Below are 22846 nucleotides of genomic sequence, written 5' to 3' on the forward strand. Positions count from 1 at the left end.
AAACATTATGAGTAATACAAACGATAAAACCAATTTTGAGACTATTAATCCTGCAACAGGAGAAACAATAGAAACACATAAATACATGGACAGCAAAGAAGCTGCCAGCAAAGTAAAAGACGCCCACAACGCCTTTTTGAAGTGGAAATTAACATCTTTAGATGAACGTGCGAAAATTATAAAATCTATTGGTAAAACTTTAGAGAAAAATAAGGATGCTTACGCTAAACTTATGACTCAGGAAATGGGTAAACTAATTTCACAGAGTTATGAAGAAATAGAATTATGTATTGGCATTTGCGACTATACCGCTACAGAAGGTTTAAAACATTTACAAGATGAATACAGACCACTTTATGATGGTGGAAAAGGAACTATACATTATTCACCAATAGGTGTAATTTATGGTATTCAACCTTGGAATTTCCCGTTATATCAACCTATTCGTTATTCTATAGCCAACTTAATGGCAGGAAACGGTGTTTTACTTAAACACGCAAAAAACGTAACAGGATCGGCTATTAAATTGAAAGAAATATATGAAGAAGCAGGACTTCCAAAAGATCTATTTCAGGTACTAGTAATTAATCACGATGTATCGGATGAAATTATTGCCAACGATGCCGTTAGAGGTGTTACATTAACAGGTAGTTCTGGAGCAGGAAAACACGTAGCTATAAAATCTGCCGAAGTATTAAAGAAAACCGTTTTAGAACTTGGTAGTAATGATGCTTATGTTGTTTTAGACGATGCTGATATAGACTTAGCAGCAGAAGTTTGTGCCAAAGCTAGAATATACAATAACGGACAAACCTGTGTTGCTGCTAAACGTTTTATAGTAGCTGATAGTGCTTACGATGCTTTTAAAGAAAAATTTGTTAGCCATATGAAAGCTATGGAACTTGGTGATCCCACAAATTCGGATACCGATTTAGGCCCTATAGCTCGAAAAGATTTAAGAGAAGAACTACATGATAAAGTAACAAAAAGTGTTGAAAACGGCGCTAAAGTTTTATGCGGTGGCGAAATACCGAACACAAAAGGTTACTTCTACCCTTCTACTGTTTTAGATAATGTAAAACCAGGCCAACCTGCATATAGCGATGAGCTTTTTGGACCTGTAGCTTCTCTAATAAAAGCAAAAGATAATGAAGATGCTATGCGTATTGCCAATGATAGTAAATTTGGTTTAGGTGGTGGGATTTTCAGTAAAAATGAAGAGAAAGCTTTAGAATTAGCCAAAAATCATTTTGATACAGGAATGATACATATTAATTCTTATGGTTTAGCATATCCTAATATGCCTTTTGGAGGCGTTAAAGATTCCGGTTACGGAAGAGAACACGGAGGTTTTGGTGTACGTGAGTTTACTAATGCAAAAGCCATTACACAACAAAAATAATAAGCTTAGTTTGAATATATTTTCAAATTAAACAGAATTAAATAACAAAAACCTCATCTTGAAAGTAATTTCAGGATGAGGTTTTTTTATGCCCTAAACGTAAAAAGAGCCCTAATTATAGGGCTCTTTTTATATTAACGCAATCTATTTTATTAGATTTCTATTTCTTGATATATACCGTCTTTTTATTTACGAATTCTAATATACCTTCCTGAGACAATTCGCGTCCATAACCAGAAGCCTTTGTACCTCCAAAAGGTAATTGAGGATCCGATTTTACCATATCATTTATAAAAAATGCGCCATCAGGAATATCACTAATAAGCTTTCTAGCGGCTTCTAAGTCTTTTGTAAAAATCATGGTACCTAAACCAAATTTAGAATGTGTTGCAGTCTCAATGGCTTCTTGCTTATCTGCTACACGAATAATCGCTGCTACTGGTCCAAAAAGTTCTTCATCAAATGCTGGCATACCTGGCTTTACATCTTCCAAAATAGTAGGTTCAAAATAATTGCCATCGTTATTATAACCATAAGTTACTTTAGCGCTTTTTTTAATAGAGTCTTCAACTTGCTTTTCTAGACCTTCTACTAAATCCTTTCTAGCCATTACACCTATTTCGGTATCCATTTCCATAGGATCTCCTTTTTTAATTTCAGCAACACGTTTTTTAAAGGCTTCTATAAATTCATCGTAAATAGCATCGACCACAATAAAACGTTTAGCAGCAATACAACTTTGTCCTGCATTTTGCATTCTTGCCATTACTATTGTATCGATATGCTTTTCTAATTTTGCATCTTCTAGAATAATACAAGCGTTATTTCCGCCCAATTCCATAACCGATTTCTTTAAATGCTTTCCGGCTAAAGCTGCAATGCTACGTCCGGCTTTTTCACTTCCCGTAAGGGTAACACCAGCAACGCTTTCGTGAGCTATAATAGTTTCAATATCCTCATGCCCTATTAATACGGTTTGAAAACAACCTTCTGGGTATCCAGCATCTATAAACAATCGTTCCATAGCCAAGGCACAACCTGTGGTGTTAGATGCATGTTTTAAAATAGCTGTATTACCAGCTGTAAGTGTTGGCGCTGCAAAGCGCATAACTTGCCAAAACGGATAGTTCCATGGCATAATGGCTAAAATAGTACCAGAAGGATCATAACTAATAAAACTCTCTTTTGCATCGGTTTTAATTAATTCATCTGCTAGAAAATAGGCCGCATTTTTTACATAAAAATCACATACAGCACTACACTTCTCTATTTCGGCTATACTCTGTGAAATAGGTTTCCCCATCTCCTTCGTCATTAATTCAGCGTATTCCTGTTTTCTTTCTAGTAGCAATTGAGATACCTTATTAAGCATATCAGTTCTATCACCAATAGTTTTCATTTTCCAATCTTTAAAAGCATTAGCGCCTTTATCAATTATTTCCTGAACTTCAGACTCCGTATGTAATTTATAAGTCTCTATATCCTTATTATTAAAGGGATTATTAGTAGTTATCATAATTATTTCATTTTTAAATATACTTCAACAAGGTATGCACTTATTATTAATAAAGATAACACAATCCATTTACATTTTACCTCATATCCTTCTATGCCGACTAAGTCAATATTTTAAGCGTTTGCGTTAATACTAACCGTAAATAGCTTGCATCTTTGTAACAGAAACAAGAAGTAATATTAATTTAAAACATTTACAACATGAGCAATAATGGAAACACATTTTTAGGAGTATTAGCAGGAACAGCAATAGGCGCTGCATTAGGAATTCTTTTTGCACCTGATAAAGGATCTGCAACAAGAAAAAGAATTGCCGAACAAGCAGAATCTGCTAAAGAGAGCATTACAGAAACTACATTAGATATTAGAGATAAAGCTGCTTCTACGGTAGCCTCTAAAAGAGAAACCTTGGATACGCAATTAAACAATATTGTATCAGATGCAAGTCACAAAGCAGAAGACGTTATCTCTACCTTAGAAACGAAATTAGCAGACCTTAAAGCGAAGAATAAAAAACTTCAAAAATCATAATAAGAACTATAAAAAAGAAATCATAAATGGGAATAATTGAAGCATTAGACGAGACCAGCTCGAAGGCAGTAAAAACAGGAGAAGATTATGTGCAAACTTCTAAAAATTACTTTGAATTAAAAGTATTTCAGCAGTTAGCTATTTTATCTACTGCTGGTATTAAGTTAGCCATTTACGCTATACTTTGCACGCTGGGTCTTATATTTTTAGCCGTTGCAGGAGCAGCCGCTTTAAGTTCGTATTTTGAAAGTGCCGCTTTAGGTTACTTATGTATAGCAGGCGTATTCTTCGTTTTAATCGGTATTGTTTATTTACTGAGAAAAAAGATAGAAAATAACGTTATTAAAAAACTCTCTGAAAACTATTTTGACTAATGAAAAAAAAAAATTATAATTCCTTAGAGGAAATTAATACGGAACTACATCTATTGAGTATTCAACGCGAAATTCATTTAGAAGAACTCAAATTGACTAAACATCAATTAAAAGAAGACTTAAGTCCAGCAAATTGGATAAGCACAGCCCTAGCAGGCATTAAAAAATACGGCGTACTAATGCTACTACGCAAAATTATTAAATAGTAAAATATTCCCAAGATTTTTTTACAAAAACAATTTGATACAACTAGAACCTTAAAACGTTTTAGTTGTATTTTTTTTGTTTTAATATGAAGGGTGACCGTCTTCCTTATATTATCCTAAGTTTAAAAAACACCTCTTTCCCAAATTTTCAACACAGCGTAAAAACTCACCTTAACAAACTAATAATCAAACTCTTTATCAATAGAGCTAATAACTGAATGGTTTCCGTTAAGGTTAATCTTTCATTAATAGTAAATTTGAGTGTGATATTAAATAGGCTGTATCATTAAAGAAAAGCCTACTAATTAAAAACAAAAAAATACTATGAGTACTTACACAGAAACAATAGGAAATAAACTAAACGAAATTTTAGAAAAAACATACGATGCTGAAAAAGGATATGCCAAAGCAGCAGAAAACACAGATCACTCTTTATTAAAACCATACTTTAAAAAACGTAGTAAAGAACGTTACAATTTTGGACACGAATTGAAAGCCGAAATTTTAAAATTTGGTGAAGAACCAGAAAAAGGTGGTAGCGTTACAGGAACTGTACATAGAGCCTGGATGGATACAAAAGCCTTATTCTCTGCAAACGATGCCGAATCTATGTTAGAGGAATCTATTAGAGGAGAAAAAGCTGCAGTAGCAGAATATGAAGAAGCTTTAAAAGATACCGCTTTACCATTAAGTACGGCAACACTTTTAAACAACCAGATGAAAAGTATTAAATCTGATTTAAACACTATAAAATTTTTAGAAGACTTAAGTTAATATCAAACTTATGCTTACTAATAAAGAGGGATGCTAAATAGCATCCTTTTTTTGTTTTAAATTTATTTATACTAAAAACATTATCGGCTTTATACGTCGCAACACCCAGTTTTATTAGGGTAATTCGCAAATGGATTAACAATAGAACCGATTACGGCAATCTACACGCTACATAAATGGCATCTTTGTATAAAGGAAATTGATAAAGTATCAATTGAAAAATTAATCTTAAAAACAAATTACTATGTTACGTTGGACAGTCACTTTTATAATATTAGCACTAATCGCCGGAGTTTTCGGATTTGGAGGAATAGCAGCAGGTGCGGCAAGCATCGCTAAAATATTATTCTTCATATTTATTGTACTATTTATAGTCTCTTTAATTAGAGGAAATAAAAGGGTATAATTAAACTCACCTTGCAAATATTGGGGCAAGGAAAAAACTCACCAATAATACATTAACCATTAAAACATATACACAATGAAAAAATCATTTTTATTCTTAGCATACGCCTTATTATTCACCATTTCAATCTCATCTTTCACTAGTTGTAGAGACGAAAAATCGACATCAGAAAAAGTTGAAGAAACTATTGATGATGCTGGAGACAACATCGAAGAAGGTGTTGAAGAAATTGAAGACGAAATTGACGATGCTACGGACGACAATTAATAGTATTGAGAGAAAGAGAATTAATATAATAGCAAACAACGGGCATTTCTACTTAAAGATCTAGCCCGTTGTTTCTTTAAAATAAAAAATCATGGAAAAGAAAAATTTAAAAAGCGAGAAAGATTACATTAAAATGTACCAAGAAAAAGGTTTTACTAGCAATTTCATGATGGTGAACCATAAACTAGTGAGTACCGAAACTAAAAAGGAGTATTACCCTATGGATATAAAAGTAGTTGCAGAACACCGTTTTGAAGGCATCAGTAATCCATCAGACATGTCCATTTTATACGCCATTGAAACAAGAGAAGGTAACAAAGGCACCGTTTTGGCAAACTACAGCCCATCTAGCGATACTAGTACGGCCGAATTTTTTAAAGCGATTCCTAAGGAAAACGTATCTCAAGAAGCTAATTTTTTAAATTGATAGTTTAATTTTTTTATTAAACCCAGTCTAAAAAACGAGTTCTCAAACCTACTCTAAACCCCTAAATTACAAACAAATAAACACAATTAACATACTACAAAACACTTAGACTTCTGTAATATCAACTTCACCCAAAATCACTTTAATTATTTTTGAATAATTAACAGATTTAATTTGTTTTCTAAGCATTTTAAAAAAAAGTTTTGATATCGATAAAAGCACTATATTTATCGAAATAAAATTATACTCAAAAAAGTACATTTTTTTTAAATAATTTAGATCCAATATTAGTCTGGTTTTATGAAAATAAATATCAAATTTGATTATACTTTTATCTGTAAAGCCGTTTTACACGAACAATTAGAAGCACTCGGTTTAGAGTACAAGCTTAACAACTTAGGTGAAGTTGAATTCCAGAAAAAACTCTCTGCATTAGAAATCGAAAACGTAAAGGAAGCTTTTAATAAGTACGGCATTGAAATATTAGCCAATCCACAAAACGTATTAGTAGAACGCATAAAAGACGTAATAACAGAACTTATAAGCGATCCGGAAAAATCTAGAAAGTATAATGTTTCTAGTTATTTGGCCGATGAGTTAAACTATTCTTATGCACACCTATCCTCTGTATTTTCAGAAATAACCTATTCTTCGATTGAGAATTTCATTATTCTGAAAAAAATTGACCTTGCCAAGCATCTTATTATTCACGAAGACTTTACCTTAACAGAAATTGCACACCAACTAAATTACAGTAGTGTTGCCCATTTATCTGCGCAGTTTAAAAAAACAACAGGCCTTACTCCTTCTGCTTTTCAGCGCATTATTAAAAAACGACAAGAAATTGAATAATAAAACTATAGAGCTATGCCGTTAACTGTTATGAATATTGTTTTGGCCGACGATGATGAAGATGATCGCTTATTATTCGATGAGGCTATATCGGAAATTGATGTAAAAACTAAACTATCGTTATTTAATGATGGTAAAGCCCTTATGGATTATTTGGTTTTACCAGATACCATTTTACCAGAAATTGTATTTCTGGATTTAAATATGCCTATAAAAAATGGTATGCAATGCTTAAAAGAAATTCGTGCTAACGATAAACTTAATGAGCTTTGCGTTGCTATATATTCTACATCTTCATCTGAAGAAGATATTGAAAACACCTTTGTTAACGGTGCAAATGTTTACATCAATAAACCTAACAGTTTTTCTGCGCTTAAAAAAGCCATAGATAAAGTTTTAAAAATAAACTGGCAATACCACACCTCTGCGCTTAATAGAGACAACTTTTTATTGCGCTTATAACGTGCATTTCTTCAAGGTTTATCGCTGTATAGCACAGAAAACATTCTTTTCTGTGCTCATTTACTATTTTTTTTAACTCAATCGATTACAGGATTAACTGAAACGGTTTTTTAAAAAATAGTTTCCTTACTTTAGCGAGGTTATCATTCATATAAATTCGAATTAGAAGGTGATTAAAACATACAAAATATTTATTGTACTACTTATTTTGGCCCTATCGGTGTTAATGTATTTAGGCAGTAATAGCTACAAGCAAATTAGAGAATTAGAGAAAACCGCAGAAATGGTAATGCACACCTTACGTGTAGAAACCGAGATTAACAGTCTGTTTTCGCAATATGCCATGATGCAGTCTCGAATTTTTGAAAACAAGTTGCTAAACAATTTCGATCGCGAAACCTTATTAAAAAACCAAAAAGATACTACACTTAAAATATTTAAACGTTTAGATATTTTAACTAAAGACAACGCTAAACAGCAGAAGAATTTAGAAGAACTTATAGGTTTAGAAGCTTCTTTTTATAAAAGTATAGAAGCGTTAAATACCGAGGCTACAGCCGATAAAGAACTGCAAAACGCACATTTACGAGATGTTTCGGCATTAATGCGAAAAATAGAAACTATTAAGGCCAACATGTTGGGCCACGAAGAAATTCTGTTGTCGCGTCGCCAAGAAGAGTTTTCGGAATCGAGACGACTAAACCCAATAATGACGTTATTTTTAGGCATGTTTGCCCTGCTTATTTTTATAATCTCGTTTTGGCAAATTAACAAACAGCGTAAAAAAAACGATAGAACTACAGCCTTCCTAGAAAGTGTATTAAAAAACACTGAAAACATAGTTAGTTACTATACGCCTATTAAAGATGAAGACGATAAAATAACCGATTTTAAAATTATTTACGTTAACGAAAATATTGAAGATGTATTAGGCACATCGCCTCTTGTTTTAGAAAACCAATTACTTTCTAAGGTATTACCAATACATTTTGAAAACGGTGTTTTTGATGCTATGGTGACGTGCTACAACACTGGCGAAACCCAACGCTTCGAAAAAACCAATAACTTTAATGGTATCAAATATCGTTTTAAAACCAATGTGGTTAAACTAAACGATGGTGTTTTGGCTACTGCCAGCGATACCACAGAAGAATATGATATTAAGCAAAACTTAATTTCGGCTAAAGACCAACTACAAACTCAAAACCTTTTACTGCTAGATAATCGTGCTTTTTTAAGTAACATATTTAAAAGCACATCTAATATTGTTATGCACTTTAAGTCTATTAGAGATGTCGCTGGTAAAATTATTGATTTTGATACCTTGTTTATTAACGATGCTATTAGCGACGTTATTGGCGATATTCCAGCCGATGTTAAGCATAAAAAAGCTTCAGAAATTTATCCAACAATATTTGAAAATGGTGTATTCGAAAAAATGGTAACTTGTATTGAAGAAGAACGCCAAATTGAATACGAAACCAACTTTGAAAAAGATGGTGAAACCAAATGGTTTCAAGCTACAGCCATTAAACTTAACGATGGCGTAACGATAACTACCAGTGATATTACACTAGAAAAAACAAGAGCTGCAAAATTAAACGATTTAAATGCTGAACTAGAAATACAAAACTCCATTTTTAAAGATGCCGAAGGTGTTGCAGATATTGGTAGTTATGTTTGGTATTTAGATACAGGAGCTGCAAATATATCGGACAATTTTTATAGAATTTTAGGATTTACACCTAATGAATTTGACGTCACCTTCGATAGTTACCGAGAGCTGGTGCATCCCGACGATTTACCGCGTTACGATCAATTAGGTGAGGAAACTGTAGAAAAAGGAAACTCCAATATACACACCTACCGTGTTATTACCAAAAAAGGAAACGTAAAGCATATTTACGTAAACGGACAAAAAGTAATTAAAGATGGTAGGCCGGCATCTGTTGGTGTGGTTCAAGATATAACCAACCGTGTAAAAACTGAAGAAAAATTAAGAAATAAGAATGAAGAGCTAAAACGTTCTAATGCCGAATTGGAAAGTTTCAACCGTGTAGCGAGTCATGATTTACAAGAGCCTATGCGAAAAATACAAATGTTTATTTCGCGTCTTTCGGATCGTGAACTAGATAAACTTTCCGATAAGGGAAAAATGTATTTTGAAAAAATAGATAGTTCTGCAAACCGTATGCAAACGCTTATTAAGTATCTGCTTGCCTACTCGCGTATTAACCGAACTAAAAAAGATTTTATAAAAATATCACTTAACGATACTATGGAAAAAGTATTGGGTGATCTGGAAGAACGTATTGAGGAAACTGGCGTTGATATTGCTATAGATAATTTACCATCATTAAAAGCCATTCCTTTTCAAATGGAACAACTGTTTAATAACTTAGTTTCTAATGCTATTAAATATGGTAGCACTACAGAGCCTCCAAAAATTGTTATAGACTGTAAAAAGCTATCTAGGAATAAAATCTCTGAGGTTTTTGATAAGAAACGTAAAAACTACTACCGCATATCTATAATGGATAATGGTATTGGTTTCGATCAAGAAAATGCCGAAAAAATATTCGGCCTCTTCGAGCGTTTACATCAAAAAGATGAATATTCGGGAACCGGAATTGGCTTAGCCATTTGCAAGAAAATCGTTTTAAACCATAAAGGACATATTGTAGCGCAGAGTGAACCTGGTAAAGGTTCTACATTCTGTATTTACTTGCCTGCTTAGAGTTGGGCAGCCCGAAATGTTTCCTATAAAACAAAATTACAAAGCGCATCTTTAAACACGATGCGCTTATTTTTTGATTGTTTTTTTCTTCAACTTCATATTTAAAAATTCTACTAAAAGTGAAAATGCAATAGCAAAATATAAGTATCCTTTTGGAATAGCACCAATGGTTTGTCCGAATATTACGGTGTGCGATAAATGCGCTGCTTCAGTAATTAGCATAAAGCCAATAAGTATTAAAAAAGATAAAGCTAGTAATTGCATAGATGGGTGCTCGCTAATAAACTCGCGTATTGGGTTTGCAAACAACATCATTATTAATATAGATATTACTACAGCTATTATCATTAATATAAGGGCATCGTTATGGTGTTCGCCAATACCGTTTGTCATCCCAACGGCTGTTAGTATAGAATCTATAGAAAAAATAAAATCTATAATTACAATTTGCACAATGGCATTAGAAAGTGAGGTTATCTTTTTTCCTTTTAATTCTTGCTCCTCCTGCCCTGGTTCGTCTAGTTTTTCATGAATTTCTGAAGTACTCTTATACAATAGAAAGAGCCCACCGAAAAACAAAATAAGTGCTTGCCAACTTATACCAACTTCTAACCAAGACCATGTAATGGTGTAAAACGGCTCTTTTAGTCCTACAAGGAAAGATACACCTAATAATAATAAAATACGCTGTACCATGGCTAGCATGAGCCCTAAGTTGGTTGCTTTGCGCTGTTGGTGCTCCGGAAGTTTATCAGCCGCTATGGAAATAAACACAATATTATCTATACCTAATATAATTTCTAAAAAAGTAAGGGTTAATAAAGCTACCCAAGCATCGGGACTTGAAAATATTTCGAACATGGTTTAATCTCTTTTTTATGTGTAATTGAATACGGTTTAATATATAGATGAAATTTATAAAAAATTAACCACAGTTTGCTAGAAATACTTCGTTTGCATCAAAATTTAATGGTTTAACGGCCTAAAACAGGCACTTTCCGATAATTATATAACATAATACCAAAATTGTATAACGAAAAAGGTGTGTCTATTTCTGAACTTTGTATCAAACAAAATAGCAGACCAATTATGAAAAATAACAGCCAAAATTACCTAACAAATTCGAGAGTGGGACGTAGATGGTCTAAAGAGACTTTAAACGATACGGAACATAATGTTTCAACCCCATCTGATAGTTCTACAGAAGGAACTAAACAAGATTCAAATTATTAAAAAATATTGACTTTAAATTAATGATATGTCTAAAATATTAAATGTACTCGCTATAGTTCTTTTCGGTCTTTGGGCCATTGGATTTTTTGTGTACAACCTTATCATTATTTCACACATATTTTTAGTATCGGCAACAGTGGTACTAATAATAAGAGTATTAAAAGAAAAATAAAACCCTAACCCTAACCCTAAAAAAGCATTATTATGAAAGTTATAGATCTTAAAACAAATAATTTAGAACAAACCTTTAACCAACTAAAGGAAGACCTAGGTGGCCGTTTAGATTCAGCAGATAAAGAATACTCTTTAGACATTGATAATAACATCGCTAAGGGAGAAATTAAAGGTGTATCTGTTAACGAAAATATATCTTTCTTAGAATATAATATTACGTTTGAAAACGATACTGTAATTGCTAGAAACACACCAACCACTAACCCTATTTACTTTCTTTATTGTGCAGAAGGACAAATGAGTCACGGGTTTGGATTAAACAGTAAACAACGCTCTTTAAACCAGTTTCAAACTGGAATATTTGCCAGCGATCCACATAAAACAAGCTGTTTCTTTTTTAGAAAAGGACAAACAGTAAAATTCTCTAACATTAGTTTCGATACGCAATCTAGCGATAAAGATGCCGATGCTATAAACTTATTGCAAACACAACTTTTAAAAACCTTTATGCCTAAAGGTGATAAAGAAATTTTTGCATACATAGGATCTTATAACTTGAGGATTTCAGAAAAAATACAACAATTAGAAGCTATTAAGCAAAAAGGTATTGTTAGACAATTATTAACTAACGGTATTGTACACATGATTTTGGCTTTAGAAATTGAGCAACACAACGAGGATACTAAAAATGGTGTAACCAACTTCGGGTCTTTAAGCAGAGGCGAAATGGATACCATTAACGAGTTATCTAACTTTATACAAAACTACCCGGAAATTAAATATACACTGGCTTACTTAAGTAAAAAAGGTGGTATGTCTCCGGCAAAATTACAAGAAGGTTTTAAATTATTGCACAACCGTACGGTATCGGACTTTATTAGAAATACCCGTGTGGAAACTGCTGAAAACCTATTGAAAACAACGGACTTAAATATCTCTGAAATTGTTTACACCGTTGGTTTAACAAGTAGAAGTTATTTTTCTAAAATTTTTAAAGAAAAATATAACTGTAGCCCAAAGTATTACCAAGAAAATCAATATTCGGTAGCTGTAACAGCCTAATTAATAAACAAGTTTTTGGGATATACTCCCGAAATAACAATGAAAAAATCCGCTAGCTTAGCGGATTTTTTGTTTTTCTTCTGTTTTTAGCAAATCAATAATTTGTTTAAAACTCTTACTTTTTGTTAATTAAGCTCTTGGTTTTAAGAGTATTCTTTAGGATGAATTTTATATGTTTGTTATAATTATTTCTCACATTATCAAGTTTAACAAATTTAAGAATGAAATTTTGGGCCGGTTTACTTATATCTCTTTTTGGCGGATTAATTGGTATAGGTCTTTTTCGTGAATCCCTAAAACCACTAGTACCTAATCTAGACGATATACATCTAGACATTGCTTCTATAATTATACTTTTGATTGGCTTAATTATGACTGCATTTGACCATGCTGATCAATCGAAAAGCATGAAACAACTAGAAGACGAACAAAAAGGACGAATTATAAAACAAAAACTCAATTTCTTAAAAGCATTAAATAACCTGCCAAAAACTAAAGTAATTTTATACGGAATACAAGGTGATAGAGAAGCTGTTAAGTTTGCAAACACAATAAAAAATATTCTCGTTGATGTAAATTGGGATGTTGATGGTGTTTGGGAAGATATAATCGTAGGAGGTATTGGTTTTGGTGTTACAATAAGAGAAACAAGCACTGATACAAATTCTATAGGAAAAATTATGAATAAAATCATGAATGAAAACCATATAGCTACTAGAGTTGTCGTTCTAACAAATTCAGACCTTGAACAAAATCAAATTGAAATAATTGTTGGTTCACGACCATGAATATCTTTTAATCATAAATCACTCAACTTTAAAATAAAAAAGATATTTATTTGAGTTATCTTTAAGGGTGTTTTTCTTAAATACACTCTAAATATAGCCTTAAAAGAATCATGTAACATTACAACAAAATCAAACACTAATAGACAAAACTTATTTAAAACCATAAAAAATGAATAAATCAAAAAAATTAAATTATTGGTACTTAACTATTGGTTTTGTATTAATCATGCTAACTCTTGGGTACATTTTTGAACTTGGAGAAACACTAGGAAAAGCCTTAGCAAATTAATATACTAAATATAATAACAACCTGTATAGGAATAACGACACCTCTTATTTGACGTATTTACTTAGAATTGTTTTTATATGCTTGTTGTAAGTAATTTAAGAACTGCCTCGAAATCGACAAATTCGGTATCTGAATCTTAAGATTTCGCCAATTATAAAATTCTTAACTAAAAATGATTTTTGATTTTTTAACATTGCAACTAACCATAAATCAACGACTTTAATGAAAATTTTCTTCGCAATAACATCAATTTTTATAAGTATAATTCTTCACTCTCAAGAAAAAACAATAACTGGAGAAGTATGGAATTTTGAAAATAATGAACCTCTCTCCTATGTTAATATTGGAATTAAAAACAAAACCGTCGGAACAGTTTCTAATAATAATGGTTTATTCAAGCTTTTTTTAAATGACAAAGTATCTTCAAAAGACACTATTATTTTTTCATACATTGGTTTTAAAACCGAAAAATATTTGGTTTCGGAACTAAATAAAATAAAAAAACCGATTTTACTTCAACCAAAAAGTATGGAATTAGATGAAGTAATTGTGAGTTCAAAAAAGATAAAATTAAAATCTAAAAAAATTGGAAGAACGTCAAAAGGCCTAGGATTGATGCACTCGAATTTTTACTCATATTATGAAAAGGATATCGATGACCGTTTGAGTAAGGAAAGAGGTATGAAGTTTAAAATGAGACGAAATTGTCAAATCAAAGATTTGAATTTTAATATAACTTCAAATGACTTCAAATCTTTAAAATTTAGAGTGAATTTTTATAAAATTAAAGACGGTTTCCCAACAGATTTTATAGTTAAAAAGAATATCGTATTCGAAATAAAAGACAACTTTCTTGGTTGGTTTAAAGTCGATTTAGAACCTTATGAAATTTTTTTCAACAAAGAAATCGAAGAGGTTGCGGTAACAATTCAATGGCTTGAAAGCGTAAAAGCAAATGAAAAGAGTAAATATTTTGCAATTTCAACTGCAACCTCACCAACACATACAGCTTATTTCAGGGAAAAATCGATGGATAATTGGAATAAAGGAGGGCAAAATTTAAGTTTTTATTTAAACGCAATGTGTGAGTAAAAACTGCTTACAACACCAGTTGAAAATAATAACGGTTTAGTGATAAAAAAAAGTAGTTATGTGTTTGCTTCAAATGATTTTATTCGTTAAGCCCTCGTATGCAACACCGTAACTATCATTAAAAAAAACATTGTAAAGCATAAAAAGAAATGACAGAAGAAAAATTTTGGAAAATAATAGAAAAATCGTGGCAAGATTCTCCAGAGCTAAAAAAAAAGAGAGATGAAGCAAATAATGATGAGAATTCTTTAGAACAATTAAGTTATCAGTTAGAAGAGGATATTACAGAAAACTATATCAAACGGTTATCTAAACTAAAAAAAGAAGAACTCACTAAATTTATTCATATCCTTGAAGAAAGAATGTACCATATTGACAGAAAAGAGATTCATACGTATACAGATGGCTCTGATGATGGATTTTTATACTGCAGATGCTTTATTTTAGGAATGGGAAAAAGCTACTATGAATTAATAGACAAAACTCCATCTAAAGCAAAATTTGATTTAGAGGCGGAAGGTTTTGGTTTCTCGGCATATCAAGTATATGAGGAGTTATTTAATGAAGAATTTGATAGATACTCAAAACACTCTATGGAATCTTGTTCAAATTCTGAAGGTTGGATTGAATAGCGTATAACAGCGTTTTCAATAAACTGAAAATTCTACGGATATTAACAAAACCTAACCAATAATAAAGGCTTAAAATTTAAAGCATTAACTAAATGGAAAAATATAAAATAGCTTTTAAAAACTCTTTATCAGGAAAAAAGGGTGTAGAAACTACAGTCTCTTCTACTAAGGAAGTCATAGAACACTATAAAAGCATCAATTGGTTTGAATTACTCAGAAAAGCAACACCTGAAAACCAGAATGATTCGGATATCATGGATGATAATACTTGGAATTTTTCTATAGAATATGAAAAGTACAAAAAAGAATATATCCTTCATATTTATCCGCACCTTTACCCTACTCCAAGCGTAAAACCCGATGACATTAAATTAGTTATTGAATTTAAAGAATCTAACATAGTACCAACTTCAAAATTCGTTCAATTTTTCGGAGGTTCGAACGTAAAAAAAGTTGAACAATATAAAACGGAGGCCACAGATTTATTGCAAGAAGACATATTGGAATATTTAAAAGATTTTTTAAATACCAACCATATGAATTTAAAAAAGCTTAATTCTAATGAATTTGACACCATGTTTGAGAGAGTTTGTAAAGTTTATTAAAAATGAAAACTCATCAAGTTATTCTTGAAAAAACATCAAGGAAATCGATTAACCGTCGATATAGATAAATATGATCACGGATTACTTTTTATGACGATAAACTGATTGAGAAAGCCGAAATTTTATCTAAAATTGAAGATATAAAAAACTGCGTTCTAGCAGCTACAACATCTTCTATCAATAGCTTACAAACCAGTATTTAAGACTTCGTTTTAGGATTATACATAACGACAATCTGAATTACAATAGCCAAGAACACCAATATAAAAATCTCAATTTGGGTAAATAATTCTACCGAATCAAGCGCACGTTTACTTATAGACATTTGCCTGTTTCCTTCTGTAAGCTGTATTTTAGATAAATCACTAAGGTTAGTTTTTAAACTTTCAATATGTTTAATAATTTGAGCATTATCAGTATAACCTGAGTTTAAAAACTTTGTTTCAGCATCTACCAACAACTTAACATTCTGCTTTAAATCTGTAAATACATTCTCCTCTTGCGAGGTTAATTTTGTTTCCTCAAATCTAGAAACTAAAGCTTCAATATTATGGTTAACTTTTGAGTTTTTATTATCAAAAAAAGTAGAATCAGATATGGCTACAGCTAATTCCTTTTCTTGAACAGATTTTAGCATTTCAAAAATTAAATCATTCGCCACTAATCTGTCTTCGTAAATTGTAACCACAGAATCGCGAACACGAACAAAATTGTTCTTATCGATTAAGTTAGTTGCAATGATTAAAACAAAAACCATTAATATTCCAAGTATCCACTTTAATTTATTATAAAACCCCATATTCTATAGCTTTTTCGAGATTAAACGTTAGCTGTAAATATACAAAAAAGGGTGTGAATCGAGGCTCACAATGCGCTCTCAGGAAGATTGTATTTCCTAAATTTTCGTTAAAATTTTCTATCTATAATTTGTCTGTAAACTTTGGTGCTTAGATCCCGCTTATTGTGCTTATCCTCATCTTACAAAAAAAACTTCCACTATGGACACAAACAAACTGTAAGAAATAAAAATTAAATTGACTACCTAATGTCATAATAGTAGATATTCTCAAATTATATACATTTACAAATGATTAAAACTAAAAATCTAATGCAACAAGTAACAATCAATTTTTCCATTTTATTCATCTTACTTTTCTCTGTAACAAGTTGTAATAAACCTGAGGAAAAAGCTTCTTCTGATAAAAAAACAAAAAATGAAGTTTTAGTTTTAGGCACAATACACGGTGGGCACCTTACCGATAGTGTTTACAATATAGATTATCTCCAAAAGTTAATAACAGAAATAAATCCAGATTATATATTAACCGAGATTCCTCCAAAGGCATTTAAAACCGCCATGGACGGGTTTAAAAGAGACGATAGTATTTCGGAACCTCGTACCATGCGTTTCCCTGAATATGTTGATGTTATTTTTCCGTTATCAAAGAAAATGAAGTTTGAAATTATACCAACAGCTGGATGGACAAAATATATGGCAGCCGAACGTGGGGCCAAATTAAGAGCCATTCGCCAAGACACTTCGAGAGCTGATGATTGGGCTGAATATGTAAAAGGAAATAAACTTTCAGATTCATTATATTTGGCTAGTGGTAAAGTAAATAATCCATACTTTATCCATACAAATGAATATGATAGTATTCAAGATATAGGCCTGCAAACGTATAATACATTGTTTAATGATGAGCTTGGCCTTGGTGGCTGGGAAAATATTAATATCGCACATTATTGGAATATTGAAAAGGCTTTAGAAAAACACCGCTATCAAGGAAAACGCATACTAATTACATATGGCGCCGGACATAAAGGTTGGTTTTTAAAGGAATTACGTAAACGTGATGATATTGAATTATTAGAGATGAAGCCTTTTTTAGATGCTATTGAATAAAACAAACTATTACTTTAAATGATTGAAAAGCTCCAAAATAACGACATAGAAGTATCTAAAAAAATATATTCCGTTTTTCAGTCATCTTATAAAATTGAAGCGGAATTATTAAATGCTATTGATTTCCCTCCTTTAAAAAGACCTCTTGAAAATTATGTAAACAGTGATACAACCTTTTTTGGATACTTAAAAGATAAAGAGCTTGCTGGTGTTATTGAAATTAGCCATAATAAGAACTTTACACATATTAATAGCTTAGTGGTGTCTCCAAGTTTTTTTAGACAAGGAGTTGCAAGGAAATTAATGGAATTTGTTTTAAACACATTCGATTCTAAACTATTTGTTGTTGAAACAGGTGTAGATAATGGGCCAGCTTCCGAATTGTATAAGAAATTTAATTTCAAAGAAGTTAAACAATGGGACACCGACCATGGAGTAAGAAAAATAAAATTTGAACTAAGAATAAATGCTTCAGTATAACACCTAGAATTGTTATGCTAGGCTTAAAACACTTCAGTTTATCATGATTTTAGGATTCACTAATACCGCATACTCAAAAGTTGCCATCGTTTAATTACACCTACTGCAAAACAAAATGATACAAGCCAAGCATTGTGATTTATGTGAGTTTCCTAAAAGGAATTTGAAAACTGGCTTACATTGTGGTTTGACTGATAAAAAACCTGATTTTAAAGTTTCTTGTTCAAAAATTAAATTTAGTAATGAATTCAAAAACTATCTTCTTGAATTACAGAATCAAATTGAAAAATTAAAAAAACGAAAAACATCTGTTTACGTAAAATTTCTTCTAATATCTACCATTGGATTAATCGTTATATTTAAAAGCCATTCCCTTTTAGTGATCGTATTTAAAATGGAATTAAGTTATTCGAGTTGGAAATATTTTGAAGATACGTACTTAATTTATTTGGTTGGAGCTGCTATTTTATCAATAGCTTTGAGGCTAATGCTTCAATACAGGAAAGCATCAAAAGACTTGAAATCTGAAAAAACTGAAATAAATACAGTACTTAACAAATATAACCTTAATATAGAGTCTTTAATAAATCGCGATAAAAAGTAATGTAAAATGACAGAAATTATTGATTTAAGTCAGGAAATATATGAAGGAATGCCTGTTTTTAAAGACCTTCCACAAGTTAAAATGGAAATTCATAATTCTCACGAAGAATGGGACGGCATAAAAAACCCTAAAACAAGAACACCTGCAGTACATAAATTAGAACTCGGTGAACACACAGGAACTCATGTTGATGCTATAAACCATATGGCAAAAGAATATGAAGGACAATCGATAGATACCATGCCTTTATCTATGTTTTATACAGAAGGTATTTGTTTAGATTTTTCACACAAAAAACTTAGAGAATTAATCGAACCTATTGAAATTGAAAATGCTTGTAAAAAACAAAATTTAGACATTAAACAAGGTGATACCGTTTTGATTTATACCGACCATTACCGAAAACATTTTAATGGAATAGATTGGGGAAACGGACCGGGAGTTTCTATTGAAACTGCTCGTTGGCTAGGAGAGAAAAAAATTGCTGCATTTGGCGTAGAAACCATGTCTCCTGGCGTTCCAAAAATATCGAACAAAGAAGTACATCATATTTGCGGCGAATTAGGCTTTACTCATTATGAAAACATGATAAATCTTGATTTATTAATTGGAAGAGGACGATTTAGGTTTATTGGGCTTCCATTAAAAATAAGAGGAGGAACAGGTTCTCCTGTAAGAGCTGTTGCAATATTTGAAAAATAGTAACTATTACATGTAAAATTATAAAAATGACAAAAACAATATTTCAACTGTTATTACTCTTTGCTTTCTTTAATAGTATTGCTCAAAACTCAAAATTTGAATTAGGCCCTGAAATAGGCTTAAATATTAGTGATTTTAGATATATTGAAGCTAGGTATGTACAAGGTTATTCCATAGAAAGAATATCATTTGGACTTGTGGGTAAATTCAATTTTTCTAGAAATTGGGCGATAAAATCGAAGTTAAAATATGAAGGAAAAGGAATTCTGAATGAAAACGAGTGGGATACAGGATCTGTAATTCAAAAATTAAACTACTTAGTGATGCCGATTATGGCTGAATGGAGATTAGGCAAAGGAAATCTACAAGGTTTCTTTAATTTTGGAGCCTATGGAGCAAGATTGATATCCGCCAAACGAGAATATTATTTGAATTCTATTAGAGGAGAAAAAGATACTACGGATAATAAAGATGAATTCAAACCTTATGATCTTGGGCTTGCTGGTGGAGTTGGAATTATTTATCAATTAAAAAACAACTTAAAAATTACACTCGATTTAGGAGGGCAATTAGGTTTGAGTCCCGTCGATTCTGGATATAGAAGTAATACTGGCTGGAGAGCTAATCAACATTTAACCGGAAATATTGGATTACTGTTTGGATTATAAGCTTACTACTCTACATTATACAATTTAATGATAGCTCTACTTTAAAATCAAAATCTTTGTTTTTTCATGTTTATTTGGGTTAAATTCATTAAATTAGTTATTCACTCAAGTACGGGTAAAACCTAATTATAAACTAAAAATTAAAACCATGGAAAAGACTTCGATAATACTTTTAGCAATAAGCCTTTTTGTAGTAATTACTTTTCTGTATTGGAGATTAACTCGTGCTTATGCCGAAAAGGAATTCGGTAAAAACATGTGGAAACAATGGGGAACACGGACTTTCTATTGGCAAGGCGCTCTATACTTTAGTGGAGGACTTACGGTTGCCTTAATTTTCGTGTTAAAATCGGCAAGTGTCTTAACATTTTAATACATGAAAATCTCTTAAACATTGAATATCTCATCTCTATTAAAATCTCACAAAGAAGAGATTATCTTAAATTTGAGTATTGAGGATTTAAAAGAGAAACTCAATGAAGATATAGAAACCTTTCATTTTAGATGGGAATCTGAGACGCGTTTCATTATCAGTTTAAAGTTCTCGTTCGGCTCTAGCTTAACTTTCGATACACATTATCATAACACCAAAAGTGACATCATAGCCAAAGGGAATTTAACCAAATTATCTAGTTTAAAAACAAAAATATCTTTAGAGACTAAAAGTAGGTATTGGTTATTATTTTTACTTTGCCTCCCCATACTTATGCTAATAATAGATTTATGGTTGCAAATAGGCATTTTTATACCAGCTTATTTTATTTTCCCTGTAGTCTTTTTAATCCTCACAAAGGTGATTCAGAATGAGTATAAACGGTTAATAATAAATTTTAAAACTTATCTAGATCAAAATTAGAAAACAAAAAAACGGTAAGAGTTTCCTCTTACCGTTTTTTTTTCTAGCAATTTTTATTTTCTATTTAAACGTTTTTAAAGACGAACGTAACATCCAAGCCATTTGTTCATGCATTTGCATAATACCGGTAATAAAATCGGCTGTACCTTCATCGTTATGTGCTTCGGCGTTGTCGCCAATATTTTCTCTTATAAATTTTATCACTGTTTCGTGATCTTCTAATAAAACCTTCATAAAACTAGCACTATCATTAGTGTCTGGTCCGTTTTCTTTCAATTCAGAAAGTTCTATAAACTGTTGCATACTTCCTGGCGAATAAAAGCCTAACATACGGATACGTTCTGCAACTTCGTCAATGGTATTTTCTAGTTTTCCATATTCTTCTTCAAAGAACACATGCTTACTATGAAAATCAATTCCTTCAACATTCCAGTGCGCGTTTCTGTATTTAGTATACATTACATATTCATCGGCAAGTAGTTGCTTTAACATTTCTACTACTGCTTTTCTATTATCTTTCTTAATGCCTATGGCTGCTGTTGTTGTTTCCATTTTCTTTTATTTTTTTTATGTTTATAGTATAAAGATACTAGTAACCAGCAGTTTCAATTAACGCTAAACATTTAATAATTAGCGCTAAAAAATTAAGCCTTTAGAACAGTAAATTTTTCGGCTTAAGTCTCAACTTACTTTTTGTTATCTTCCTTTTTGCTTGCTTTTTCGGCATCTTCAAAATTAATATCATTATCTACAACACCTTTAAAAGCTTCTATCCATCCGTTTTTAAAGACGTTATAAATACTTGGCCATACTTTGGTCTTCACTTGGTTTAAATCGCCAGACAAGGGCACTTTTGTTGCCAACGTGTTATTCCCTTTATTTTTAAGAACAAACTTAAAAAAGCCTACAAAACCTTCCCAAAGCGTGTTTAAAAAACTGTCTTGTTCGGCACTTATTAATTTAGAATCTTTCAGTAATGGTTTTACATAACCAGTTAAAAAACCATCGGCAATGGCTATTTCGCTAAACACATTAAAACTACCCTCAGCAAAATCGATACCTGCGTAATAATTAGTAAAATCGTTTAAAGCCGTTACAGAAGCATCTTCCAAAGAAAACGATACATCCATATCTGGAATTTGCTTTACTAAATCCATTTTTCCGTTTAAGGTAAAACGACCTTCCCCAATAGACATGGCAGTAGCATTAATTTCCGAAGGCAATTCGCGCTCAGTACGTTCTACATTTCTAAGGTTGGTGGCGTTTAACTGAATTTGGTTTAAATTTAAATCGATATTTGGGTCGGCAGTAAGTTGCACAAAGGCTGCTTTACCATCTATAATTTTAAGATTATTAATATCAATAGGCACCAAATCTGTTAAGGCTTTGGTCCAATCGTCAATATCTGGATCGGCGGCTTCATCTTTTTGTTGATCTTCAAAAACATAAATAAACTGGGGACTCGTCATTATAATTTCACTCACTACTCTTCCCTTAAGTAAAGAGCGCCATTCTATAGAAATATCTGTTTCGGCTAACTTAATAAATGGCACTTCAGAGCCTGCATCTATCTTATTTAAATATAAATTATGAATTACATAAGCACCACGAAAAAGTGAAATATCAATATCTGAAACCTGACCATAATAACCCGGAATATCAGCAAGTACGTTGTTTACATACTTTTTAACCATAAAAGGTAATAATATTCTAAACAAGATTAAAACACCAATAATAATCACTGGTATGGTATATCGTTTTTTCCTCAAGCCTCTGTTTTTCTTCTTTTCCATGTGTTATGT

General features: G+C 31.6%; 29 protein-coding genes. 24 read left to right on the plus strand and 5 right to left on the minus strand.

The genetic code is table 11. The features are described 5' to 3' along the window. Nucleotides 1–7: 7 nt before the first annotated feature. Complete coding sequence (locus DFQ06_RS04165; protein ID WP_133966189.1) at nucleotides 8–1402, plus strand: NAD-dependent succinate-semialdehyde dehydrogenase; 1395 nt, start codon at nucleotides 8–10, stop codon at nucleotides 1400–1402. A gap of 160 nt (nucleotides 1403–1562) precedes the next feature. On the opposite strand, the gene DFQ06_RS04170 is transcribed toward DFQ06_RS04165, so the two are convergent. Next, a complete protein-coding gene (locus tag DFQ06_RS04170) occupies nucleotides 1563–2918 on the minus strand; it encodes an NAD-dependent succinate-semialdehyde dehydrogenase (protein WP_162857617.1) in 1356 nt (451 codons plus the stop codon). 200 nt (nucleotides 2919–3118) lie between these two features. Between DFQ06_RS04170 and DFQ06_RS04175 the strand changes: the two genes are divergently transcribed. The 10 genes from DFQ06_RS04175 (at nucleotide 3119) to DFQ06_RS04220 (ending at nucleotide 9953) form a co-directional block, all read left to right on the plus strand. Next, a complete protein-coding gene (locus DFQ06_RS04175) occupies nucleotides 3119–3448 on the plus strand; it encodes a YtxH domain-containing protein (RefSeq protein ID WP_133966193.1) in 330 nt (109 codons plus the stop codon). A 26-nt stretch (nucleotides 3449–3474) separates the two neighbouring features. Next, entirely contained in the window at nucleotides 3475–3822 is a 348-nt protein-coding gene (locus DFQ06_RS04180; protein WP_042503383.1) for a hypothetical protein, read from the plus strand. Then, nucleotides 3822–4028 (plus strand): DUF6327 family protein, encoded by a 207-nt coding sequence (locus tag DFQ06_RS04185; protein ID WP_042498656.1) that lies wholly within the window; start codon nucleotides 3822–3824, stop codon nucleotides 4026–4028. Before DFQ06_RS04180 ends, DFQ06_RS04185 begins: the two co-directional genes overlap by 1 nt. Nucleotides 4029–4352: 324 nt before the next feature. Further along, nucleotides 4353–4802 carry a ferritin-like domain-containing protein gene (locus DFQ06_RS04190; RefSeq protein WP_074935330.1) on the plus strand — a complete coding sequence of 150 codons (450 nt, stop codon included), beginning with the start codon at nucleotides 4353–4355 and terminating at the stop codon, nucleotides 4800–4802. Nucleotides 4803–5046: 244 nt separating this feature from the next. After that, entirely contained in the window at nucleotides 5047–5208 is a 162-nt protein-coding gene (locus DFQ06_RS04195) for a DUF1328 domain-containing protein (protein WP_074935331.1), read from the plus strand. Nucleotides 5209–5283: 75 nt separating this feature from the next. Further along, nucleotides 5284–5475: a hypothetical protein gene (locus tag DFQ06_RS04200; RefSeq protein ID WP_042498647.1), complete on the plus strand. Its 192-nt coding sequence runs from the start codon at nucleotides 5284–5286 to the stop codon at nucleotides 5473–5475. A gap of 91 nt (nucleotides 5476–5566) precedes the next feature. After that, on the plus strand, nucleotides 5567–5902 hold the full coding sequence (locus tag DFQ06_RS04205) for a hypothetical protein (RefSeq protein WP_042503379.1): 336 nt from the start codon (nucleotides 5567–5569) through the stop codon (nucleotides 5900–5902). Nucleotides 5903–6202: 300 nt separating this feature from the next. Then, nucleotides 6203–6754, plus strand: coding sequence for a helix-turn-helix domain-containing protein (locus tag DFQ06_RS04210; RefSeq protein WP_074935332.1), 552 nt, complete (start codon nucleotides 6203–6205; stop codon nucleotides 6752–6754). Nucleotides 6755–6769: 15 nt separating this feature from the next. Beyond that, a complete protein-coding gene (locus DFQ06_RS04215) occupies nucleotides 6770–7216 on the plus strand; it encodes a response regulator (protein ID WP_042503375.1) in 447 nt (148 codons plus the stop codon). 169 nt (nucleotides 7217–7385) lie between these two features. After that, complete coding sequence (locus DFQ06_RS04220) at nucleotides 7386–9953, plus strand: ATP-binding protein (protein WP_133966195.1); 2568 nt, start codon at nucleotides 7386–7388, stop codon at nucleotides 9951–9953. 66 nt (nucleotides 9954–10019) lie between these two features. Here the strand turns inward: DFQ06_RS04220 and DFQ06_RS04225 are convergent, their stop codons facing one another. Further along, complete coding sequence (locus DFQ06_RS04225; RefSeq protein WP_042503372.1) at nucleotides 10020–10814, minus strand: TerC family protein; 795 nt, start codon at nucleotides 10812–10814, stop codon at nucleotides 10020–10022. A gap of 228 nt (nucleotides 10815–11042) precedes the next feature. Between DFQ06_RS04225 and DFQ06_RS19360 the strand changes: the two genes are divergently transcribed. The 7 genes from DFQ06_RS19360 to DFQ06_RS04250 all read left to right on the plus strand — a co-directional run bounded on the left by DFQ06_RS19360 (nucleotide 11043) and on the right by DFQ06_RS04250 (nucleotide 15828). Beyond that, nucleotides 11043–11186 (plus strand): hypothetical protein, encoded by a 144-nt coding sequence (locus tag DFQ06_RS19360; protein WP_159140036.1) that lies wholly within the window; start codon nucleotides 11043–11045, stop codon nucleotides 11184–11186. 25 nt (nucleotides 11187–11211) lie between these two features. Then, a complete protein-coding gene (locus tag DFQ06_RS19655; RefSeq protein ID WP_227805986.1) occupies nucleotides 11212–11358 on the plus strand; it encodes a DUF5670 family protein in 147 nt (48 codons plus the stop codon). 32 nt (nucleotides 11359–11390) lie between these two features. Next, nucleotides 11391–12422 carry a helix-turn-helix domain-containing protein gene (locus DFQ06_RS04230; RefSeq protein ID WP_133966197.1) on the plus strand — a complete coding sequence of 344 codons (1032 nt, stop codon included), beginning with the start codon at nucleotides 11391–11393 and terminating at the stop codon, nucleotides 12420–12422. Between the two features lie 221 nt (nucleotides 12423–12643). Next, nucleotides 12644–13210, plus strand: a complete 567-nt coding sequence (locus DFQ06_RS04235) for a hypothetical protein (RefSeq protein WP_042498635.1) — start codon at nucleotides 12644–12646, stop codon at nucleotides 13208–13210. Between the two features lie 511 nt (nucleotides 13211–13721). After that, nucleotides 13722–14591 carry a carboxypeptidase-like regulatory domain-containing protein gene (locus tag DFQ06_RS04240; RefSeq protein ID WP_133966199.1) on the plus strand — a complete coding sequence of 290 codons (870 nt, stop codon included), beginning with the start codon at nucleotides 13722–13724 and terminating at the stop codon, nucleotides 14589–14591. 149 nt (nucleotides 14592–14740) lie between these two features. After that, the gene (locus DFQ06_RS04245) at nucleotides 14741–15223 is read left to right on the plus strand and encodes a DUF4240 domain-containing protein (protein ID WP_133966200.1); all 483 of its coding nucleotides are present in this window, start codon (nucleotides 14741–14743) and stop codon (nucleotides 15221–15223) included. Between the two features lie 92 nt (nucleotides 15224–15315). After that, nucleotides 15316–15828, plus strand: a complete 513-nt coding sequence (locus DFQ06_RS04250; RefSeq protein WP_042498627.1) for a hypothetical protein — start codon at nucleotides 15316–15318, stop codon at nucleotides 15826–15828. A 199-nt stretch (nucleotides 15829–16027) separates the two neighbouring features. Here DFQ06_RS04250 and DFQ06_RS04255 read toward each other — a convergent pair whose 3' ends face one another. Continuing rightward, the gene (locus DFQ06_RS04255; RefSeq protein ID WP_042505441.1) at nucleotides 16028–16627 is read right to left on the minus strand and encodes an MCP four helix bundle domain-containing protein; all 600 of its coding nucleotides are present in this window, start codon (nucleotides 16625–16627) and stop codon (nucleotides 16028–16030) included. A gap of 309 nt (nucleotides 16628–16936) precedes the next feature. Between DFQ06_RS04255 and DFQ06_RS04260 the strand changes: the two genes are divergently transcribed. The 6 genes from DFQ06_RS04260 to DFQ06_RS04285 all read left to right on the plus strand — a co-directional run bounded on the left by DFQ06_RS04260 (nucleotide 16937) and on the right by DFQ06_RS04285 (nucleotide 20561). After that, entirely contained in the window at nucleotides 16937–17734 is a 798-nt protein-coding gene (locus DFQ06_RS04260; RefSeq protein ID WP_133966201.1) for a hypothetical protein, read from the plus strand. An 18-nt stretch (nucleotides 17735–17752) separates the two neighbouring features. Then, nucleotides 17753–18214, plus strand: coding sequence for a GNAT family N-acetyltransferase (locus DFQ06_RS04265; RefSeq protein WP_042498618.1), 462 nt, complete (start codon nucleotides 17753–17755; stop codon nucleotides 18212–18214). A 115-nt stretch (nucleotides 18215–18329) separates the two neighbouring features. Beyond that, a complete protein-coding gene (locus DFQ06_RS04270) occupies nucleotides 18330–18818 on the plus strand; it encodes a hypothetical protein (protein ID WP_133966203.1) in 489 nt (162 codons plus the stop codon). Between the two features lie 6 nt (nucleotides 18819–18824). Next, nucleotides 18825–19520, plus strand: a complete 696-nt coding sequence (locus DFQ06_RS04275) for a cyclase family protein (RefSeq protein WP_133966205.1) — start codon at nucleotides 18825–18827, stop codon at nucleotides 19518–19520. A 26-nt stretch (nucleotides 19521–19546) separates the two neighbouring features. Next, nucleotides 19547–20188 (plus strand): porin family protein, encoded by a 642-nt coding sequence (locus DFQ06_RS04280; RefSeq protein WP_133966206.1) that lies wholly within the window; start codon nucleotides 19547–19549, stop codon nucleotides 20186–20188. 148 nt (nucleotides 20189–20336) lie between these two features. Next, entirely contained in the window at nucleotides 20337–20561 is a 225-nt protein-coding gene (locus tag DFQ06_RS04285) for a hypothetical protein (protein ID WP_133966207.1), read from the plus strand. A 543-nt stretch (nucleotides 20562–21104) separates the two neighbouring features. Here DFQ06_RS04285 and DFQ06_RS04290 read toward each other — a convergent pair. Together DFQ06_RS04290 and DFQ06_RS04295 are read right to left on the minus strand one after the other, a co-directional pair. Continuing rightward, complete coding sequence (locus DFQ06_RS04290) at nucleotides 21105–21596, minus strand: Dps family protein (protein ID WP_042498602.1); 492 nt, start codon at nucleotides 21594–21596, stop codon at nucleotides 21105–21107. Nucleotides 21597–21730: 134 nt separating this feature from the next. Next, on the minus strand, nucleotides 21731–22837 hold the full coding sequence (locus DFQ06_RS04295) for a DUF748 domain-containing protein (protein WP_042505451.1): 1107 nt from the start codon (nucleotides 22835–22837) through the stop codon (nucleotides 21731–21733). Nucleotides 22838–22846 lie beyond the last annotated feature (9 nt).

Source organism: Algibacter lectus, assembly GCF_004368925.1.
Taxonomy (GTDB): domain Bacteria; phylum Bacteroidota; class Bacteroidia; order Flavobacteriales; family Flavobacteriaceae; genus Algibacter; species Algibacter lectus.

Bases quoted from the DNA above. Each gene is read 5' to 3' on its own strand.
- DFQ06_RS04180 (WP_042503383.1), top strand. From the start codon at position 3,475: ATGGGAATAATTGAAGCATTAGACGAGACCAGCTCGAAGGCAGTAAAA.
- DFQ06_RS04165 (WP_133966189.1), top strand. From the start codon at position 8: ATGAGTAATACAAACGATAAAACCAATTTTGAGACTATTAATCCTGCA.
- DFQ06_RS04245 (WP_133966200.1), top strand. From the start codon at position 14,741: ATGACAGAAGAAAAATTTTGGAAAATAATAGAAAAATCGTGGCAAGAT.
- DFQ06_RS04285 (WP_133966207.1), top strand. From the start codon at position 20,337: ATGGAAAAGACTTCGATAATACTTTTAGCAATAAGCCTTTTTGTAGTA.
- DFQ06_RS04280 (WP_133966206.1), top strand. From the start codon at position 19,547: ATGACAAAAACAATATTTCAACTGTTATTACTCTTTGCTTTCTTTAAT.
- DFQ06_RS04275 (WP_133966205.1), top strand. From the start codon at position 18,825: ATGACAGAAATTATTGATTTAAGTCAGGAAATATATGAAGGAATGCCT.
- DFQ06_RS04235 (WP_042498635.1), top strand. From the start codon at position 12,644: ATGAAATTTTGGGCCGGTTTACTTATATCTCTTTTTGGCGGATTAATT.
- DFQ06_RS04190 (WP_074935330.1), top strand. From the start codon at position 4,353: ATGAGTACTTACACAGAAACAATAGGAAATAAACTAAACGAAATTTTA.
- DFQ06_RS04170 (WP_162857617.1), bottom strand. From the start codon at position 2,918: ATGATAACTACTAATAATCCCTTTAATAATAAGGATATAGAGACTTAT.
- DFQ06_RS04195 (WP_074935331.1), top strand. From the start codon at position 5,047: ATGTTACGTTGGACAGTCACTTTTATAATATTAGCACTAATCGCCGGA.
- DFQ06_RS04175 (WP_133966193.1), top strand. From the start codon at position 3,119: ATGAGCAATAATGGAAACACATTTTTAGGAGTATTAGCAGGAACAGCA.
- DFQ06_RS04240 (WP_133966199.1), top strand. From the start codon at position 13,722: ATGAAAATTTTCTTCGCAATAACATCAATTTTTATAAGTATAATTCTT.
- DFQ06_RS04210 (WP_074935332.1), top strand. From the start codon at position 6,203: ATGAAAATAAATATCAAATTTGATTATACTTTTATCTGTAAAGCCGTT.
- DFQ06_RS04295 (WP_042505451.1), bottom strand. From the start codon at position 22,837: ATGGAAAAGAAGAAAAACAGAGGCTTGAGGAAAAAACGATATACCATA.
- DFQ06_RS19655 (WP_227805986.1), top strand. From the start codon at position 11,212: ATGTCTAAAATATTAAATGTACTCGCTATAGTTCTTTTCGGTCTTTGG.
- DFQ06_RS04265 (WP_042498618.1), top strand. From the start codon at position 17,753: ATGATTGAAAAGCTCCAAAATAACGACATAGAAGTATCTAAAAAAATA.
- DFQ06_RS04185 (WP_042498656.1), top strand. From the start codon at position 3,822: ATGAAAAAAAAAAATTATAATTCCTTAGAGGAAATTAATACGGAACTA.
- DFQ06_RS04230 (WP_133966197.1), top strand. From the start codon at position 11,391: ATGAAAGTTATAGATCTTAAAACAAATAATTTAGAACAAACCTTTAAC.
- DFQ06_RS04290 (WP_042498602.1), bottom strand. From the start codon at position 21,596: ATGGAAACAACAACAGCAGCCATAGGCATTAAGAAAGATAATAGAAAA.
- DFQ06_RS04255 (WP_042505441.1), bottom strand. From the start codon at position 16,627: ATGGGGTTTTATAATAAATTAAAGTGGATACTTGGAATATTAATGGTT.
- DFQ06_RS04200 (WP_042498647.1), top strand. From the start codon at position 5,284: ATGAAAAAATCATTTTTATTCTTAGCATACGCCTTATTATTCACCATT.
- DFQ06_RS19360 (WP_159140036.1), top strand. From the start codon at position 11,043: ATGAAAAATAACAGCCAAAATTACCTAACAAATTCGAGAGTGGGACGT.
- DFQ06_RS04215 (WP_042503375.1), top strand. From the start codon at position 6,770: ATGCCGTTAACTGTTATGAATATTGTTTTGGCCGACGATGATGAAGAT.
- DFQ06_RS04225 (WP_042503372.1), bottom strand. From the start codon at position 10,814: ATGTTCGAAATATTTTCAAGTCCCGATGCTTGGGTAGCTTTATTAACC.
- DFQ06_RS04205 (WP_042503379.1), top strand. From the start codon at position 5,567: ATGGAAAAGAAAAATTTAAAAAGCGAGAAAGATTACATTAAAATGTAC.
- DFQ06_RS04260 (WP_133966201.1), top strand. From the start codon at position 16,937: ATGCAACAAGTAACAATCAATTTTTCCATTTTATTCATCTTACTTTTC.
- DFQ06_RS04270 (WP_133966203.1), top strand. From the start codon at position 18,330: ATGATACAAGCCAAGCATTGTGATTTATGTGAGTTTCCTAAAAGGAAT.
- DFQ06_RS04250 (WP_042498627.1), top strand. From the start codon at position 15,316: ATGGAAAAATATAAAATAGCTTTTAAAAACTCTTTATCAGGAAAAAAG.